The sequence below is a fragment of the Lysinibacillus sp. C5.1 genome, from assembly GCF_016350185.1.
GTDB classification, from domain to species: Bacteria; Bacillota; Bacilli; order Bacillales_A; family Planococcaceae; genus Lysinibacillus; species Lysinibacillus sphaericus.
Map to the genome: position 1 here is coordinate 2,542,937 of NZ_CP066226.1, position 18,807 is coordinate 2,561,743.

Here is an 18,807-nt window from a genome sequence, read left to right on the forward strand (position 1 = left end):
ATTCGGAAAAGTGTTGGCGTGTTAATGGTTGATTCGGTTTAAAATAGCCATTTTTCATCAGAACAAACTTCTTTAAATCATTTAATATTTTGAACTGCTGGAAATATAATTATGAATTACATGTTTAGATCTGTACGTTCAAAAAATTCTCTTGGTAAAGCAAACAATACTCCCAAATATTATCGTTTTACTTTTCATACGTTCTAAATATTTCAGTAGCAAGATTTAATATTAGACGAACTTCAGCTTCATTTCTTCCTTCTGTTAAATTTTGTAAGATCATAATCAATTCTTTCTTTTCAAAATACTTATTATTAATATTTAAAGTATCAAATTTAAAGATACTACTAGGTGTTTCTTCCAATCCTTCAATAATCTTTTCCAAGGTTTGTATAGTTATATTCCTGTCTCCTCGTTCAACTCCCGCCAGATACGAAGTTTGCAAACCACATTTCTCAGCTAAATCTTCCTGAGTGAGTTTTTTCAATTTCCGTATTTCTTTTATTTTGCTTCCAACTAATTTGACTAAACTATCCACAAAATCACCTCACTTTTAGACTATGTGAGGTTAGAACTATCTTACAGATACATATAGTATAAATTTGATTGAATTATGAACTTATAAGTACTATAATATTTGAGTATTAAAATTTCTTAAGGAGTTTTTATTATGAGCAATAACTTACCTTCAAATATAGCAATAGAAAATGTATTACAGTCAAAGATGCGTGGTCGCGTTACTTATCAGGGTTTTGTTTCATCTCAAATTGCAGTCAATTTTTCGTATTCCAAACTTTACAATGATCCATCTGGTAAAGGTTATCAACGCCCGATTGATAAAAAAAGATGCAAAGATTTTGCAAGTTATTTATCACAAGGTGAAGACGCTCTTTACACGCCTATTTTATTAAACGCTTCCGGACATTGGGAATTTCATGCATATGAAGGCCAAAGAAGGAATTTTGGGAGATTAATATGCAAAAAAAAAGCTACATTAATGGATGGGCAGCATAGATTAGGCGGAATAAGTGAATATATTAATGAAACAGATAGCACACTTAATGTTCCCTTCTTAGCTTTCCATTATTTAGATGAGGATGAAGAAATCAAATTATTTGATGTAATTAATTCAAAAGCTAAGGGTATTGGTACATCACTAAGTCGCTATTTAAATAGGGATAATGATGACAATAGTTGGATTGCTACAAACTTAATTCTTAAACCAGAGAGTCCTTTCTTTAGTACAGGAACCTTAATCGGAAGAAGAACTAAAGAAAAAAACGTAACATTACAAAATCTGTACAACATCATAAAATTATTAACTCAAAAATCTGCTTTAGCAAATCTCTCTAAAGAACGAAAACTAAATATAGCTTTATTTTACTTCACTTTAATTAAAGAGTTGTTTCCTGAACAGTGGGGCGATAATCAGTTGTATAGAATGACACATATAACATGTTTAAACGCATTGGCGATTGTAGGAAATAAAATAATTAATGAAAATTATTCAATGAAATCCCAACAACCGGATTCTGTTAAATTAACGAAGCTTTTAAGTAACTTGAAAGAGATTGATTGGTTATCTACTGGGAATTTAAAATACATTAAAGGTGCTGCAGGTTCTAAAATGTTAGCAGAAGATATAATCAATTGCCTAGAAAGTTAACGTATTAATACTTAAAAGCCTCCAACTTATTGGAGGCTTACATCTTTACTAAAGGCTGTTTTCGTATAGATTGTTGCTCTCTTGAAAATACAGCACTCGATAATGCTTTTATTGATATAACGAAAAAAGCCTTTGAGTCCTAAGCTATTTACTAGTAAATAAAAAACAGAGTGTTCTACTAAATGCGTAGAAATAACTCTGTTTTTTGTCTTTATTTCATATTTAAATAAGGCAATTTCTCAAATAAAATCCCCCGTTTAATAAGAATTATTTGTATCTCCTATTTCCAAGTTTTTTATTATATTTCGGCTGAGGGCGACCAGAACGGTTTACTTCTGCTGATGAAGTAAGTATTTCTTCCATTTCTAATCTTCCCAATCCCAGAGGAAAAAATGCCACTTTATAATCGACTCTAGCACTAAACAAGTTTTTAACAAGCAATTTAGCTAATGGATGTTTTCCAGATTTGATATCATTCATCCTCAAATCAATGGCTCCGGATTCACCTATATACACAAGTTCAGAGCCTTCCCACACAAAATACAGACCTCTTTTCTTGGGGGCATACTTGAGATAATCCCCATTAGAAAAACTATATTTAACACATCTTGTTGTTGATTTTAGAAAATCATCTATATCATTTTTTATCAGTACAAATGCATCCAATATTTGCCCCTCTAATTTATTCATTGATTAATTTTCTCCTTTTTAAAGGAAGGATCTTGTAGTGCCTTACTCACTGCTGATCCCGCTGTATTTTTAAGTGGTTCATGTAACGCCCTTTTACCTATTGCTGAACTTATTGTATTTTTATATTGACCTTGTAGAGATGAACCTGTAGGCTCCATTAAAGACTTTTCTAAATTATTAATACTAGATAAAATTTTATTTATCTTTACTTTATTTATATCCTCAACTAAGGAATCTCTTTGTTCCTTTTTAATATCTAACTTCTCAATTTTTGCTTTTAAGTTATCTAACTCAACATCTTTTTCATCTAAAGATAGTTGCATCTTTGACCATTCTTCTTTAATAGTCTTTACGGCAGAAGCCATTTCATCTGCGCCACCAGCTAATCTATTTAACATTAATAAATTTAATGATAATACTTCTGGTACATTATTATCTGGATATCTAAGTTGATGATCAACTTCACCATAACCTTCTTCAAAGATTGTCCTAACTTGTATTTCTGCAGTTATTTTCTCATTTGTTGGCATAAATTCAATCAAATAATGAACTGATCTATAACCAGTTTTTCTAGAATTAATTTGAATTCCTAATGCTGTATATATTTCTTGATTATCTCCATCTCTAACATTTGCTTGAGATTCTTTCACTTGCCAATTATCCGAAACAAAATCATGGATACTTAACCAATCTTCCTTGAATATATGAATTACTCGTACACCTATTAAATCTGTTATCTCTTCTTTATAATTACTTGTCGTAAACTGAAAATCCTCGGTAAATTTTTCTCTTCTTTCTGGAGTTTTTCTTATAAGTTTTGCTATTAAATGCTCTGGATCTTTAATTCTTGTCCGAACGGTATGTACCTTTTCTTGTTTCCTAAGTAATCCAGCTATTAAATCAGCATATACTTCCAATTTTTCTTTAGTATTAACAAAGTCTGAGTAAATCTCTTCTAAATTCCCCCAACTAATGTTGTTTTTTTCAAGAACATCAGATTCAAAATTATATTTTTCTAAAAAAAGCTCTTTAGAAATTTCCATTTAGTTACTCCCTCCAAAAAATACTGAACAATACAAATTTATTACTGAAATACTGCACCTACACAGTTAAATCAATTTTAGCATAAATATCCAATAAAAAATAACCTCTTGTAATACTTAAAGAGGTTACTGTTAAGATATCTAATTGTTATTAAAACTTAAATTATGAACTTTATCATCATTAAAATAAGAATATTCCAATTCCGGACAAACATGCAAATAAAGACATTAAATTACGACAGCTCCATAAAGAATGTCATACACCTATTAGCTTCAGTTAAGGAGATTATGAACAACATCTATATGACATTGATAAAAATCGGATATCTCTTTTATACGATTAAAATAAGTTTTTTCTATAATCCCCATATGGAGAATGGTATCCGTATCAGAACAAAACTTTCCTTTTAATTCATCTAGAAGATAATTAATTTGGGATTTATTTAAAGCATAGATAATATCTGATTGAATAATATCGCGAACAATATCATCAAATTCAATTTTACTTAGTTCTATACGATTTGTTTTTTGGTCCCTAAAAGAACTTTTAAGTAAGCGATAAGGCTCAGATGTTACATTTTTTAGTGAATCACCTAGTATTTTTAAATATTCTTCTATAAATAGTTTAATATCTTTAGAAGGGATGTGAATAATCTCAGCTATTATATCGCTAAGTAAATTCAAATCTGTAAAATAAGTTGATTCTAAACAATATCCGGGATATGACATAATGGATTTTTCATATTGGTTTAGATATTTTTTTAATGAGGTTATTGTTCTCTTATTAATTTCCCGAGTAGAAAAGTCTTTATCGAAAATAATGGCTATTTTTTTTATATCAATAAACTGATTCGACATCTTTAAGAAATGACGAACTTTATTTTCGATATCATCTTTACCATCAATAAAAATAAAATATAAATTCGACTGTCTTTCTTCTTCTATTTCACAGAAAACATTAACCATTTTTTCCCAAAACTTAATATCATTTTTCCCTTCAACAAAAATAACTCTATCCACTGAATTAAATTCTTCTAAAGTCGACAAAATATTACCAAGTTCTTTTTTTATATAATATTTAAGTGAAGGATCTATAGGCTCTAAAATAAAAGTTTCATTTTTTACTTTTTGATTTAAAAAATAAAGAGCTCCATTCGAATCCGAATAATCAATAAATTTTTCATTATGAGAAATAATGAAAATTTGGTTGTTTTCGCTTTCGGAATTTAATGATTCCACTAGATTATGTAATAGTTTTGTATGGATATGAGAATCTGGTTCATCCAGTAAAACAATATTAAGCGCAGACTCAAAATATTCGATTGAAGAGAAAATTTCGGCGATTTGTAAAAAGCCACTACCTTGTAGATGCAATTCCTTAGGATTTCCTTCGAGCTCAACTTCTAAATGTATATATTCATCATTTGTACGTGATGTGGTAGTTTTAAAACTAATTGATTGTTCAAAAACGGTAGTTAAATTTGTAGCTATATTATCTGTTAATTGTGTTGTTTTAGTTATTTTATTTCGGAGTACCTCATAGCTTTTTCCTTTTGAAATTTTCTTTAAAACTTGCCCTCTATTCATATAAGGCTCTTTAGATGGAACAGAAGAAATTGGTTGAGTCTTATAGATGAAAATTGCTTCCGAGATTCTCCCGTTATAATCGTTTGCAAATTGTTCAAAATCATCATAGCAAGTGTATTGAATTCTAAAATAAGTATTACTTGGATTACGAGGACATTCAATATTAAAACCTAAATTATATTTTTTTCCACAATAATTGATTTGAAGAGAAATGGTTATTGTACGATTTGTTTCATCAAAAATATTGTAGAGATCTTTATCTGATGTAAAACGTAAGAATTCCAGATCCTCGTATCTTAAATAACGTTTACTATTAGGTTTATAAAATCCTGTTTGCTTTGATAATGTAGAACAGTCATAGCATTGTTTCCATAATAACAAGGCTTCGAAAATACTAGATTTACCTATATTGTTTTCTCCAATAATTATATTAAAAGATTTATCACACAGAATTTCTAAATTAGCGAAACTTTTATAATTATTAATATTAATTTTTTCTATATACATATATTTATCTATCTCCTACATACTTTTCTTACCATCATTACTACTATTTTACCATAAATTCAAATAATAAAACCTAGAGTTTATCTCTTTCAAAAATGTTCTTAGATCATATATCGAATTTTGATTATTTAACTGAGATTCTTCTAAGTTCTCGACAGGATCCAGAATGGTGAAATATTTTTCTGAAGGAGGGTAGTTATAATTGGATTAAAAGGTCGTCAACAATTGCTAGAGGTAAATATGATAAAGAGGCGAGGTTTATTCAACATTTAATGCGATGTTTGGCTTAAAAGATACATTGAAAGTTAATATGCGAAAAGAGTGAACTTTTATCAGAAGTATGAACAGAGAACACAATTAAAATGGTTCTCTGTTCAATTTATCCGCACCTGTAAGCTTAAGAAGAAAAAGTAATAACTATATGAGAAAAAAACTACATATCAGTTTAATTTTTCACTTTAATAGCAGAATTGCCGAATGCTAAATAATCATAAATTCTAAATAAACGTCTTAAGTTTGTTCCTAATGTCTTTTTATCATCGACCAAATCTATATGCTCGATTAAGACTTTTCTTAGCTCCTCAATATTAATTTTGTCTGGCCCTAGAATTGAAATATAGTAGAACTTTTCTTCCAAATTATTAAAACCCTCCATAACTTCTCCTACACTAGTAAATTGCCAGTTGAAAGCAAAGTCACCCATTTCTTTTTTCTGAGCTTCGGTTAAAAAGTCGTTGTATTTTAAATCTCTTTTCTTTTCAATTTTATGATCGAGGCTGTCATTTTCGCCCAATGATGAAAATTTAATAAATCTATTAACAGGTAAAGAACGATCAGTTTTTAATTTTTCTGGAAGTGTGTCTTTTAAAAGTTCATCATAATCATATGTAACCATATCTGTATCAGCAATTATCTCTTTTAACAGATCTTTTCTTGAATAAGTTTTGTAACCTGTTGATGAATGGCGCAATTTGCTAGGTTTAGTAAAATCATCTTTATCAATAAATCCATGAACTTGTCTTGCGAAATGATCTATACCAAATCCTACAACAAACTCAACATCATCATAAGTAGCATTATTTTCATCATACTCCACAACTTGAATTTTTCCTTTAGGATCATTGTGTTTTATTAATTCGAACATTTCCGATTTCATTTGTCTTAATTTTCTAGTACTAAATTTGCGCTTTATTTTTCCTAATGGTTTATATACATTTATAAAATCATCAGTTTTAATTCTTGTAATTGGTATTGTCATTCCATTAACTGTTATGGTTGATTCTTGAAAACTGTCATAATCTCCATTTGCCCGAGTAACAAAAATTAAACGGTCTTTAAGTTTAGATATATTAGTCCCATCTAGACACGCTGTAATAGACTCCAATATTTTAATAATATTTTCATCGGAAAGAGAATATCCAATGAATATTACAGGATGCTCAATAAAAATTGTTAACAATTTAGCAGCCAAATAAGCATTTTTGTTATTAAATTCTTTATAATCATCTTCAGTTAACACAAGAGAATCCGGATCTGTACTACAACCATGTATTTTATAAATTTCATTCACTTCAAAGTTGTTGGAAAATAGCAACTCTTTCTGACCAATGTAAGTTTTCATTTTTTCTTTTTCAAAAATATCTTCTATTAAGATATCCCAGTTAGTTGTAATAATCCCGTCAATTACAACTTCTTTTAGTACTTCTAACTCGTCATCGTATTTAACATTTATTCCAGGAACATATTTTATCCCCTTTAGGTATTTAGCCATTTCTATTTTTAAAGGGCTATTTCTATTAGTCGCGAGTTCCTGGTATTCGTCTCTACTTTTAGAATAACCATCATCGTTCCACCATATCTCATGAAAATCCTCTGCAATCATCTGTGCTGCTACATCCCATTTACTATTTGATGTAGATCTATAATAAGGAAATCCTCTTGGTACAACATCACAAAATTTGCGAATTAACCCTTCCCAATCTTCCGTATTCAAATATCTTCTTGAGAACCCAGAACCGATAAACAGGAATGGAGCAGTGGTAAATTTTTTTAAATGAGCTAATAACTCATCTTCAATGTTCAATCTTGACACCCTCGTTTCTACAATCTTTTTTTAATAATAACACTATTATTGTTATTATTATCCTTTTAAAAATCTTCTCTTATCTCTTTTCTATTATTTATTCTACATAAACACTTACAATAGTTGACATTAAATAGAAAGGAATTTCAAATTGTATTGAATACACTCTACACGCTCTATTATTCCTATTTATATATCAATGTTTCCCTAGATAAATTGTACCATCAATTTACATTGTTAGGAAAGGATTATCCGTATATAGTTATACATCACCCTTATTTTAAGTACATTTCTTCACAACCTTAACATCGATTTCTACATAAATATCCAATAAAAAATCACATCTATAAGAAAAACAAAAGAGGTGACTTGTATTAAAATTTATTCAAAAAAATTAGCAATATTGTAGATGAACAATCCTTTACAAGCGATAGTTGTTATTGGAAGATAATTGCAGATCTTTCCTTAAGTATGGTTAACCTATTATTTTACATTCTCTATTTTTTACCAATGAAATCCAGAACACGTTTAAACGATTGGGTATTGTTGGTGATTAAGAATTCTTCAAACGGATTACCTCTAATTTTAATTTTAGATAAAACCTCTTTCATAGTAAAAATGTCAGGACTTAAATTGTCATTTACTTCTTCCCAAAACAAAGGACATGCTACGGTGCCACCATTATTCCCTCTAATAGAAAATGGTGCAATTATGGTTTTTCCTCTACCATGTTGTACGTAATCAATGTACAACCGATTTGAACGATTTTTTTTTAGCCTTTCAATTGTAAAGAGATCTGGCTCAAGAGAAATTAAATACTTAGCAATAAACTCTGTAAATAAACGAACATCTTTATAGGAAAATACAGTTTCAGTTAATGGAATATATACCTGCATACCTTTATTTCCAGAAGTTTTAACGAATGAAGTTAATTTTAAGTTGTCAAATATATCTTTTAGCATTTTCGCTGCATGAATAGATTGTTTGAAATAATCTTTTGAGGGAGGATCTAAATCGAAAACTATTTCGGTTGGATTCTTTTTAGAATCTATAGTTTCAAATGGCACATGAAATTCAAAAGCAAGTTGATTACCAAGCCAAATTAGAGCATCTTCACTATTACATAATATGTGATTAATACTACCTTCTTTATAAGTTTCTATATACGATGGAGCGTAATCAGGACATTCTTTTTGATAAAAAGACTCACCAAATAAGCCATGTGGGTAGCGAATGACAGTTAATAAACGATTCTTTAAAAATGGTAACATATAAGGTGCAATTTCCTGTAAATAATTAATATAGTCTTTTTTGGTGGTTAATTTATCAATGAACAACCTCTTATCTGGGTGAGTTATTTCTGTTTGGATATTCATGTTATTATCCAACAATTGTTGCCAAGTACAATCCTTCCATGATTTATCTAAAGAGAAGTTCAAAAATCTCAAATTATTAACTTTCTCGTTTTTAAAATCAGAATACTCCAGCTCCACACAAATCCCAGGAGATACTTTTAAATAGCTTTTATCATCAGTTTTTCTATTTAGCAAAAGAGTTTCGAGTAAAGCTTTATTTTCTTTTGTATTTAGACCCTCTCTAAATGTACCAACCGTTTTTAAAATATTGTTCTGAACAACTGCAACCTCATATTCTAAACTTTTAAAGTGGTACCCGATTATTGTAAAAAAAGCCACGTAAGGCATTTTACCCACTCCTCTTTTTAGTTATTGCAAAAGGACATCTTGTCATAGTTTATATATAAACAAAGTTAAAATACTTATAAAACAACATTTGTTTAAAAATACTCTTGATAATATATCGTAAAGCCAATCATCTCCTTTTGGAGGCTCATTTACTTCTACTAGTAACATTGGTTTAATCTTGTACACCTACTTTCTTATTTTGTACTGTTGACACTATTTTTATTTAGCATACATAAAACACATCAAATTATTACATAGTAAGAAAAACGAGGTGACAACATGCATACAGTTTGGAAAGGCAGTATTTCATTTGGTCTTGTCAACATACCAGTTAAACTACATGCTGCTACAGAAAATAAAGACATTAAATTACGACAACTTCATAAAGAATGCCATACACCTATTAGCTATAAGAAAGTATGTGAGGGTTGTAATCAAGAAGTAACGGAAGAAAATATTGTAAAGGCATATGAGTATGCAAAAAATAAGTTTGTCGTTCTAGATGAAGAAGAGCTAGAGAACTTGCGTAAAGAAAACGAAGATAAGGCTGTTGAAATTATCGATTTTGTTAAATTAGGCGAAATTGACCCTATCTATTTTGAACGAACTTATTTCTTATCGCCTGATACTACAGGCAGTAAGGCATATGCCCTATTGCGACAAACATTAGAAGAGTCAGGTAAAATTGGCGTTGCTAAAATTATTATTCGTTCGAAGGAACAGCTTGCGATTGTTCGTGTTTATCAAAATGCCCTCGTAATGGAAACAATCCATTTTCCTGAAGAAGTTCGGAGTGTGCAAGATGTTCCAAACATCCCAAGCGAGCCAACCATTGTTCAAAAAGAATTAGACGCTGCACTGATGCTAGTTGACCAGTTAACAACGGTATTTAATCCAGAAAAATATACAGATGACTATCGCAATGCTTTAATGGAACTTATCGAAGAAAAGAAAACGACAAATTCAGTATCTGCCAGTGATAAGCGTCCACTACCTGACAACGTTACTGATTTGATGTCAGCACTCCAAGCTTCTTTAGACAAAACAAAAAAACCAACAACAAGAAAAAGAGCAACCAAAACGAAGAAAAATGCGTAATGCGGCGCTCACCAACCATAGAACAAAAGGCATCGAGAACTTATATACTCGATGCCTTTTTCTTGTGATATAGCTAACCCCCCACAAAAGGAAACGTACGTTTGTTCATCATGTTATAATTAGTATAAAAATTGATGGATGGTGTCTAATGATCAAAGTAAATATTGAGGAACGTATGAATCACTATCGTGTTCAAGGGTTAAGCCTTTTAGTAATTGAAAAGGGGCAAATTAGTCAAATAGAACATTATGGATATCTTATGGCAGGAACTAGGCAAAAAGTAAATGACCAATCTATTTTCAATGCCTGTTCTATAAGCAAATTTTTCACGAGCATGGTAGTAATGGTATTAGTAGAACAAGGCTATTTAGATTTAGATGAGGATGTCAATAACAAACTGAAATCGTGGAAGGTACCGGAAAATCAATATACGAAGCTAAAAAAAGTAACATTACGAAACTTACTTTGTCATCAATCTGGCATTATAGATCCAGTGAATAGTTTTTCAACTTTAAACGCTGCTCATGCGAAACCGTCAATGGTAAATTTGTTAAATGGCACAACACCTTACTGTCAAAGCCCTATAGAAGTAAGTGGTGAACCTTGGCATGCATTTCATTATTCGGATGCTGGTTTTTGTATTATACAGTTATTAATAGAAGATGTAGTGGCACAATCATTTGACTCGATTATAGAAGAGCATATATTTAAACCGTTAACTATGACACATAGCACACTTTCTACAACATTTGCATCATCAAAAGCACAATCTTTCGCTAGTGGTCACCACAAAAATGGAAAATCGGTGACAGATAACTACCCAATTTATCCTTACCCTGCTGCTTGTGGCTTATGGACATCCCCCGCTGATCTAGCTAAATTATTACTAGAGTTAATAAATGCTTTAAAGGGCTCTAGTAAAATCGGTATCTCTGCAAACCTAGTCGAAGAACTAATTCAACCACAAGGTGCTAAAGAATGGGCTGGTTTAGGGGTATTCCTTGAGGGCTCTGGACAAGAAGTAGAAATCTCCTCCCTTGGCTGGGGTATTGGGTTTCAATGTATGCTTGTATTTTTTCCTTATATAGAAAAAGGAATGATTGTTATGACAAATACTGATTTAGGCGTTCATCAAATGCAAGGAATCATAGGTGAACTATACAAATCACTTATCTCCTGTTCATAAACGACGTTTTTCCCTACCAAATCCAAACAAAACTAAGCAACCAGTCGTTGGTATAATACCGACAACTGGTTGGACAATGCTTTTTTGACCGCCTTTTAGATATATCTCTTTATTGCTAAAACATAAAATCAACTTTCTTGTTTTACTTTATAATGCATTTGCACCATCTGTCCATAACATGTTGTCTTTATTAATTCTAGATTGATTTGCGGATTATCCTTTTTAAATAGGGCTATGCCAGAACCTAATATATGCGGGGTAATGGTAATAATGTATTCGTCAATTAGATTTTCTTTCATAAAAGCATCAAGAATCTCTGCTCCACCAACCATCCAAATATGTGCTCCTGATTGTTTCTTTAACTGTTGGGTAAACGATACAACATTTTCATTCACAAATTCCACATCGTCATTTTTGTTCTTTGCTGATTTCGAGAAAACATAACATTTTTTATCAGAATATGGAAAATCATCAGAGTGTTCCATCACATAATCATAGGTGCGTTTCCCCATTATGATGGTATCAATTGTTTGATACATATCCATGTACCCATTATCCCCTTCCCCTTCTGATTCTAATAACCATTGTAAGTCATCATCCTCTTTCGCAATAAATCCATCTACACTAGTCGCAACAAATAAAACAATTTTTCTATTCATTAGGTGGTCTCCTTTTCTCATGAGCGTTTTGCTTTTGATTAAATCATTAGCACAAACTATACTAAACAGTAAACATGACAAGTAATGGCATGATTAAAAGAAAAGGTGAGAATATGTCTAAAGCAAAACGTTTATTAGATATTCTACTATTTGTAAATGCGAAAAGAAAATTTACAGCGCAAGAACTAGCCGATGAATTTAAAATATCCGTCCGAACCGTGCATCGTGATTTATTGGATTTAAGCGATATGGGTTTACCCATATATGCAGAACAAGGGAGGAATGGAGGATATACCGTTATTACAACACGTCTACTTCCACCTATGTTATTTACAGAAGAAGAAGTTGTATCCATTTTCTTTGCATTTCAAGCGTTCAATTATTATCGTGATTTACCTTTTGATGCTGAAATCCGCTCCGTCACGCATAAATTATATCGTTCACTTCCAAAAGATGCCCAAGCAAAAGTAGATAAACTTCGCTCTTATATTGCCTTTTGGAATCCAAAGAGAACAATCGATACCCCTTTATTAAAAAATGTTTTAGATGCGTCGATTGAAGGAAGTCAGCTTCACATTCAATACCACTCAAAAAAAGCGATAACAACAAAGCATATTCGTCCTATCGGTGTATATGCTCATAATGGACTATGGTATATGCCTGCATACGACTTTCATAAAGATAAAGTTTTATTGTTTCGAGTGGATCGTATCCATGCCATTATTTCAGGCATAAAAGACGACAGCAATTTTACAAACTTAGAAGAATGGTTTGATTCATATGAAGTAAAAACCCCTATTAGATTGCTTGTTGAACTGTCTAAAGAAGGCGTACGCCAATGTCTAAGCGAGCCAAATTTCCAAGGTTTCGTGACCATCAACGAACATGGTACGGGTACTATCGATGCGGTGATTGATGAAGGTGAGCTTCACTTTATCGCTCCTCTATTTTATAGACTAGGATTACATGCAAAAATTATTGAGCCAGAAGAATTAATCCAACATATGCGGAAACAGGCTAAAGAAATTTTAACGATGTATCAAGAAGGAAATTTATAAATGGCTCGTTCCAATTAGGATCTGCGTGGAAAATTTTTCGTTGGTCTGAAAATAAATATTTTATAAGTTATTAAAAATAAGGAAAAGTAAGCAGTAAAATAGAGTTTGCGCCTTGCCCATATGTATACGATGTAACGTTGTGAAATCCTTAGCCTTGTTAATAGTAACTATACTGCCTCTCTCATTATGTATAGAGATGTTTCTTGGATAACAAGACCTTCTATGTTAACATTTACAAAAACCCCAATTAAGGAGTGAAATTATGGCGACCATTGAAGACTTTATGGCACTGGATATTCGAATCGGTACAGTTATGGAAGCGGAAGAATTACCAAAGGCACGAGTTCCCGCTATTAAAATGAGCATTGATTTTGGTGAAACATTGGGCATTAAGCAATCTTCTGCACAAATTACAAAACGATATACACCTGATGAAATCATCGGCAAACAAGTAGTAGCAGTTGTCAATTTCCCGCCACGACGAGTAGCAGGTTTCAAATCAGAGGTTCTCGTAATCGGTGGTGTGCCGATAGAGGGAGATGTCATTCTATTAACACCCGATCAATCAGTACCCAATGGCACAAAAATTAGTTAAAGCACCCTATTCCCATTTTCACTGTCACTTTGCCATCCGTATAAAACATTTTATTTGATTGCACTGACAAATGGCTAAAGCTTGATAACTTCCTCTGCATATTCATAGTAGTGTAAAGCTTAAAAAGCCTTTACAAAAACTCTCCTGTTTTGGGGTCACTTTCTTTAGGGAAGTGACTCTTTTCTATTTTTAGAATATTAAAAATCGCCCACAATAACGTACGCTTTTTTTGTTCATTTCAATTATTGATGAAGTTGTGATAGACTTGAAGTTTAGTGCCTAGAGACATCTACAATTATTTGACCAATATCAAGTGATCAATAATAGAAAAGGATGATAACCCATTGATTAATGAACAACATACCAATAAATATATATACACATATGTCCATCATGTAGATGAATACGATTTATGTAGAATGGAGATGCGCTCTTTTTTCGGTGTAGATTCCCCATCAAACTATATGATAAGCAATCTAGAAGTTGACCCTAGTCGTAGTCCTTTTATACAAGATCGACTTGCAGTGCTGTTTGAAGACCATAGCGTAGAAAATATAAAAAAATTAGTGAAGAATTTAATAGTTGGTGAAAAAACTTATAAGGTAGTTTGTTTAAATAATTTTGTTATAGGTCAAACAAAGAAAATTTCTCAGCCAGAGCGCCGACGAATAGAACGAGAGCTAGGATTGTGTATCGAGGGAGACCCTGATCTAAATTATCCTGAAATTATTTTTGGTCTTATTTTAATAGATGGAAAATGGTATTTCGGTAAACATCTGAAAAGTGAGTCCATTTGGCGTAAACATTTACATAAACCAAATAGTTATTCAACAGCACTTAGTACAAGAGTTGCTCGCGCCGTTGCCAATATCGCCATTCCTCAGCCACAAAATATTCGTGCTATTGACCCTTGCTGTGGAATAGGAACGGTAATAGTAGAAGCTCTTTCTATGGGTATTGATATTGAAGGAAGAGATATCAATCATTTTGTTTGTAGCGGTTCTCGCGAAAATATAGCCTATTTTGGTTTACAAGGAAAGATTACTTTAGGTCCCATTTCAGAAGTAACAGAACACTATGATGTAGCTATTATTGATTTACCATATAATTTGTTTACGCATTCATCACGTGAAGATCAATATAATATACTTAAACATGCTCGTCGAATTGCGGATAAAGTAGTTGTCGTTACTATTGAAACAATTGATGATTTAATACATGATGCTGGTTTCATGATTGCCGATCGCTGCATTGCGAAAAAGCAGTCTTTCTTACGTCAGATTTTATTATGTCAATAAGCCTTCTCTATCACAATAAATGATTAATAACCCATTGGGGCTGATAGGAATTTCTTTCATCGGCCTGAATGGGATTTCAAAATAAACATCCCATATAGCCTATCAAAATTAAAAAGCACCTATTAGTCCTCACTAATAGGTGCTTGCTTGTTTACAATTTATTAAAAATAAGTATTATTTCTCGCCGCTTAATTCTACTAAAATTTTAGCTTGTGATTTATCGTTTGTTAAAGCTTCAAAGCCTTTTTCAACGATATCATCTAATTGAATACGGCCAGTAATAATTCCTTGAGGTTTTAATTGACCACTGCCCATTAAATCAACTGTTTGTTGGAATGATGTTGGTGTGTAAGCAATACTTGAAGTAATTTTCACACCTGTATTTGTTAAATGAATTGGATTCCATTCAATTGGACGAGCAAAGATTGATACAATAACCATAGTACCACGAGCTCTTGTTGCATCGATTGCTTGTTTAAATGTTGGCGCAACACCTGCAACTTCAAATGATACATCCACACCATCTGGAACGATTGCGCGAATTGCTTCTACACCATCTACTTCACCAGAGTTAATCACGTGCGTTGCACCAAGTTCTTTTGCTTTTTCAAGACGTGTTTCAGATAAATCTAATACGATAATTTTACTTGCACCAGCTGCTTTAGCTGCAATAGCCGTTAATAAGCCGATTGGGCCAGCACCAAAAATCGCCACAGTATCACCGAAACGTAAATTACCCTCTTTTACAGCTTGTACTGCTACAGCTGTCGGTTCAACAAGTGCACCGTCTTCAAGTGTCATTGTTTCAGGTAGTAAATAAACATTACTTTCAGGAGCATTTGCATAAGTAGTGAAGCCACCATCGCCATGTAAACCGATGAAGCTAAAACCATCATAAGCGTCCATATCTTCAGGTTTGTTACCGTGCGTTAATGTAGGGTTAATTGCAACGCGATCGCCCACTTTAAACTTAGTAACGTTTGCACCAACTTTTTCAATAGTTCCTGCAAATTCATGCCCCATAATCAGTGGAGCGATTTCACCAGTTAATTCATCTTTTTCTTTTGTTGGAATAAAGACAGGTCCTTCTTGATATTCATGTAAATCACTACCACAAATACCAGCCCAAGCTACACGAACTGTAACTTCATTATCTTTAAGAGCTTTTAATTCTCTGTCCTCAATACGAATGTCTTTTTCTCCGTACCAAACTGCTGCTTTCATAATGTCGAAACCTCCGATGGAATTTATGTCTTTTTGTCACAACTTCATTCTATCACTAAAATAAAATGATACAAATATAATGACTCAAAAAAATTATAGTAATCCTATTAATTTAGTATACAACTAAACCAAAACAATATATTGATGTTCTAAAACAAATAACACTATATATTGTATATCATAAATTTTGATATTTTCTCTATAGTAAAATACATATTTTATTAGTATATTAATAAACGTTTTAAATATTGAAATATTTGCTGTTTAATTAGGGTTCATTTTGCAGTGAAAAGAAGATTAACAATATGAATTGTTGTTAATCAAATCTTTTGGTTATGATAATCGAGGATTTAAGAAATGTCGTTTCCATCATTGTTGGGAGCGTTGGAAAGAATGAACACTCTCTTTCCAAATCTCGAATGAGAACGACATGAAATGGAATAGTTTACAACGGAATAAGAATGCAAAAAATGTTTTCCTACCAACAAAAATAGCAATCCAATTAGCTATAGCAGAAAAAGAAAATATTTTCGATACTACAAAAAATCTCCTAAATATGAAGTAATTATAAACGAACCGAAATCTCTTCTTTTTTCATAAGACTTCCCTTTCTTTAGTATCATTGCCTTGTAGTATATAAGAATAATTTTTCTATATTACATCTCCATATGGATCATTGTTATTCTCACAGCTAATTCTACAATTGGCTGTGAAAAGGTACTTGGAATCATTGGACTTGGAAAATCGCTAATTTGCAAGTCCAAAAGATGCTTCTCCTACTTGAATCCAATCTAAATCATCTGTGCCTTGTATAGCACCTATAAAATGATAATCTGCACTATATGTATCAAAACCGTCTTTATTAGGAATAGCTCTGCAGACCTCTGCCTCTTTTGTAGGATCAACTCCAAGCTGTTTAAAGAAATCCAAACCTTGTGAACTTGCATATAGAATTTGCTTAGTGAAAAGTTGGCAATCCTCACAACCACAATGAGCTTTTTCGGATACTTTCCTATCTTTACAGTGAAATAATTTCTAACAATATATTAACATTCCACAAATCTTTTTAATTCTAATGACCTTGTGTATTTTACTATCGAAAAAGAGCCCCCGATTGTTCATATATCTAACAATCGGGGGCATTTTTTAATACCTTGTACTATATAATAGGCAATTTTTAGCTCATTACATTTACTTGATTTAATTGCTTAATATCTTGTTTACGATCCCACTCAAATGTAATTAAATCTTGACTATTTAAATTTTCAGCCATTAATGAAACGGCTGAAATTCGACTATTGTCATACAGTTTAAAGTAATAGTTTTTACTTTGTGCACACATAGCTGAGGTATAGATGGTATAATCCGTTTTCCCCTCATTTGTCAAAACAACACCTTTTGGGATATTTACAGAAGATAGAATATGGAACAAGTTTGTTACGCCTTCTGTTTCATTTTTGGCTTTTTCAGTATATTTTTTCCAGTATGCTACCCGAAGAAAACGTGCTGACGGCGTAAAATCACCTGGTAATCCTAAGCCCCCTGCCCCTTGCCCAAACGGTGTCAAATCCAAGTCTCCCATCATAATATCTTGTGGCGGATTTGGTGTGACACCAATGTAAGCTCTTAAATTTGTCTGATGCCATTCATAGCCAGGGCTATTCGTCATGACGCCAATCGTTTTTCGATGAATGGTAATGCCTGTTTTATCCGGTTCAATAACAATCGATTCACCAGAAGCATCTGTAAATGTATAGTGAAGTGGGGGTGCAAAGCCAAGTATTATATTGGCCTCATTCAATAATGTATAAGAAGTTAATTTTTCAATAACATCATCGACAGTTACACAATTTCCTAAAACTTGAGAAATTACATACACGGGATTGATGCCTCTTGTGCCTTTTTTAGGTTCGTCAGCATAAGTCGCAAATGTAGCATAGTAAAGCATTGCGCCCATTAATCCCTTTTCGTTTACCCCATCATAGAGAACTGGTGATGTAATGTCAGTGCTTCCCATTCCAACAAAAGCATATGAATTGTTAATGACTACATTTTCTTTCTCTAACAATCGAATGCCGTAATTACGTGGGACAATAATCACTTTACTATCTGGTTCCATTGTAAAATCCATTGTGCGAGCGAATAAACTTTTATCATCTGTTGTACGAATTGATAAGCTACTGCAACCTAACATAAAAAAACACTCCCTTGAAAAAGTATTTTAAAAAAATGTAACGGAATTATTTTTAAATCAACTAACGTATCTTCATAATAAAGAATTTACTTCACTTATCACGAGTACCATAATTAACTAAAAATAGATTTATTCCGCTTCCAAAACCATACTATCACTTCCATTAATGGAAATTCAAGGATAAATTTACGCCGTTTTTTGGCGGTCATACCACCT

The 18,807-nt window shown here is 32.1% G+C and carries 16 protein-coding genes; 6 read left to right on the forward strand and 10 right to left on the reverse strand.

Annotated features, from left to right (window positions below):
- Positions 1-187: 187 nt before the first annotated feature.
- Entirely contained in the window at positions 188-538 is a 351-nt protein-coding gene (locus tag I5435_RS12250; RefSeq protein ID WP_337982332.1) for a helix-turn-helix domain-containing protein, read from the reverse strand.
- Between the two features lie 132 nt (positions 539-670).
- Here I5435_RS12250 and I5435_RS12255 point away from each other — a divergent pair, with 132 nt between their 5' ends.
- Positions 671-1,666: a DGQHR domain-containing protein gene (locus tag I5435_RS12255; RefSeq protein ID WP_337982333.1), complete on the forward strand. Its 996-nt coding sequence runs from the start codon at positions 671-673 to the stop codon at positions 1,664-1,666.
- 267 nt (positions 1,667-1,933) lie between these two features.
- Here I5435_RS12255 and I5435_RS12260 read toward each other — a convergent pair whose 3' ends face one another.
- From I5435_RS12260 to ligD, 5 genes are all read right to left on the reverse strand, one after another.
- Positions 1,934-2,356 carry a hypothetical protein gene (locus I5435_RS12260; RefSeq protein WP_337982334.1) on the reverse strand — a complete coding sequence of 141 codons (423 nt, stop codon included), beginning with the start codon at positions 2,354-2,356 and terminating at the stop codon, positions 1,934-1,936.
- Positions 2,353-3,399, reverse strand: a complete 1,047-nt coding sequence (locus I5435_RS12265) for a RelA/SpoT domain-containing protein (RefSeq protein WP_337982335.1) — start codon at positions 3,397-3,399, stop codon at positions 2,353-2,355. Before I5435_RS12265 ends, I5435_RS12260 begins: the two co-directional genes overlap by 4 nt.
- A 273-nt stretch (positions 3,400-3,672) precedes the next feature.
- Entirely contained in the window at positions 3,673-5,493 is a 1,821-nt protein-coding gene (locus I5435_RS12270; protein WP_337982336.1) for an ATP-dependent nuclease, read from the reverse strand.
- Between the two features lie 445 nt (positions 5,494-5,938).
- Entirely contained in the window at positions 5,939-7,585 is a 1,647-nt protein-coding gene (locus I5435_RS12275; RefSeq protein WP_337982337.1) for an SIR2 family protein, read from the reverse strand.
- 488 nt (positions 7,586-8,073) lie between these two features.
- On the reverse strand, positions 8,074-9,279 hold the full coding sequence (ligD, locus tag I5435_RS12280) for a DNA ligase D (RefSeq protein ID WP_337982338.1): 1,206 nt from the start codon (positions 9,277-9,279) through the stop codon (positions 8,074-8,076).
- 279 nt (positions 9,280-9,558) lie between these two features.
- On the opposite strand from ligD, the gene ku reads away from it, so the two are divergent.
- Positions 9,559-10,377, forward strand: a complete 819-nt coding sequence (gene ku, locus I5435_RS12285; RefSeq protein WP_337982339.1) for a non-homologous end joining protein Ku — start codon at positions 9,559-9,561, stop codon at positions 10,375-10,377.
- A 148-nt stretch (positions 10,378-10,525) separates the two neighbouring features.
- Entirely contained in the window at positions 10,526-11,563 is a 1,038-nt protein-coding gene (locus tag I5435_RS12290; protein WP_337982340.1) for a serine hydrolase domain-containing protein, read from the forward strand.
- A 128-nt stretch (positions 11,564-11,691) separates the two neighbouring features.
- Here the strand turns inward: I5435_RS12290 and I5435_RS12295 are convergent, their stop codons facing one another.
- Positions 11,692-12,222 carry a dihydrofolate reductase family protein gene (locus I5435_RS12295; protein WP_337982341.1) on the reverse strand — a complete coding sequence of 177 codons (531 nt, stop codon included), beginning with the start codon at positions 12,220-12,222 and terminating at the stop codon, positions 11,692-11,694.
- 113 nt (positions 12,223-12,335) lie between these two features.
- On the opposite strand from I5435_RS12295, the gene I5435_RS12300 reads away from it, so the two are divergent.
- From I5435_RS12300 to I5435_RS12310, 3 genes are all read left to right on the forward strand, one after another.
- The gene (locus I5435_RS12300; protein ID WP_337982342.1) at positions 12,336-13,280 is read left to right on the forward strand and encodes a helix-turn-helix transcriptional regulator; all 945 of its coding nucleotides are present in this window, start codon (positions 12,336-12,338) and stop codon (positions 13,278-13,280) included.
- A 262-nt stretch (positions 13,281-13,542) separates the two neighbouring features.
- The gene (gene csaA, locus I5435_RS12305) at positions 13,543-13,875 is read left to right on the forward strand and encodes a chaperone CsaA (RefSeq protein ID WP_024361835.1); all 333 of its coding nucleotides are present in this window, start codon (positions 13,543-13,545) and stop codon (positions 13,873-13,875) included.
- Between the two features lie 344 nt (positions 13,876-14,219).
- Entirely contained in the window at positions 14,220-15,173 is a 954-nt protein-coding gene (locus I5435_RS12310; protein WP_407080994.1) for a TRM11 family SAM-dependent methyltransferase, read from the forward strand.
- Between the two features lie 174 nt (positions 15,174-15,347).
- Here I5435_RS12310 and I5435_RS12315 read toward each other — a convergent pair whose 3' ends face one another.
- From I5435_RS12315 to I5435_RS12325, 3 genes are all read right to left on the reverse strand, one after another.
- Positions 15,348-16,397, reverse strand: a complete 1,050-nt coding sequence (locus tag I5435_RS12315; protein WP_024361837.1) for a 2,3-butanediol dehydrogenase — start codon at positions 16,395-16,397, stop codon at positions 15,348-15,350.
- A gap of 747 nt (positions 16,398-17,144) precedes the next feature.
- A complete protein-coding gene (locus tag I5435_RS12320) occupies positions 17,145-17,327 on the reverse strand; it encodes a hypothetical protein (protein ID WP_337982343.1) in 183 nt (60 codons plus the stop codon).
- Between the two features lie 247 nt (positions 17,328-17,574).
- A complete protein-coding gene (locus tag I5435_RS12325; protein ID WP_024361838.1) occupies positions 17,575-18,591 on the reverse strand; it encodes a linear amide C-N hydrolase in 1,017 nt (338 codons plus the stop codon).
- Between the last annotated feature and the right edge of the window lie 216 nt (positions 18,592-18,807).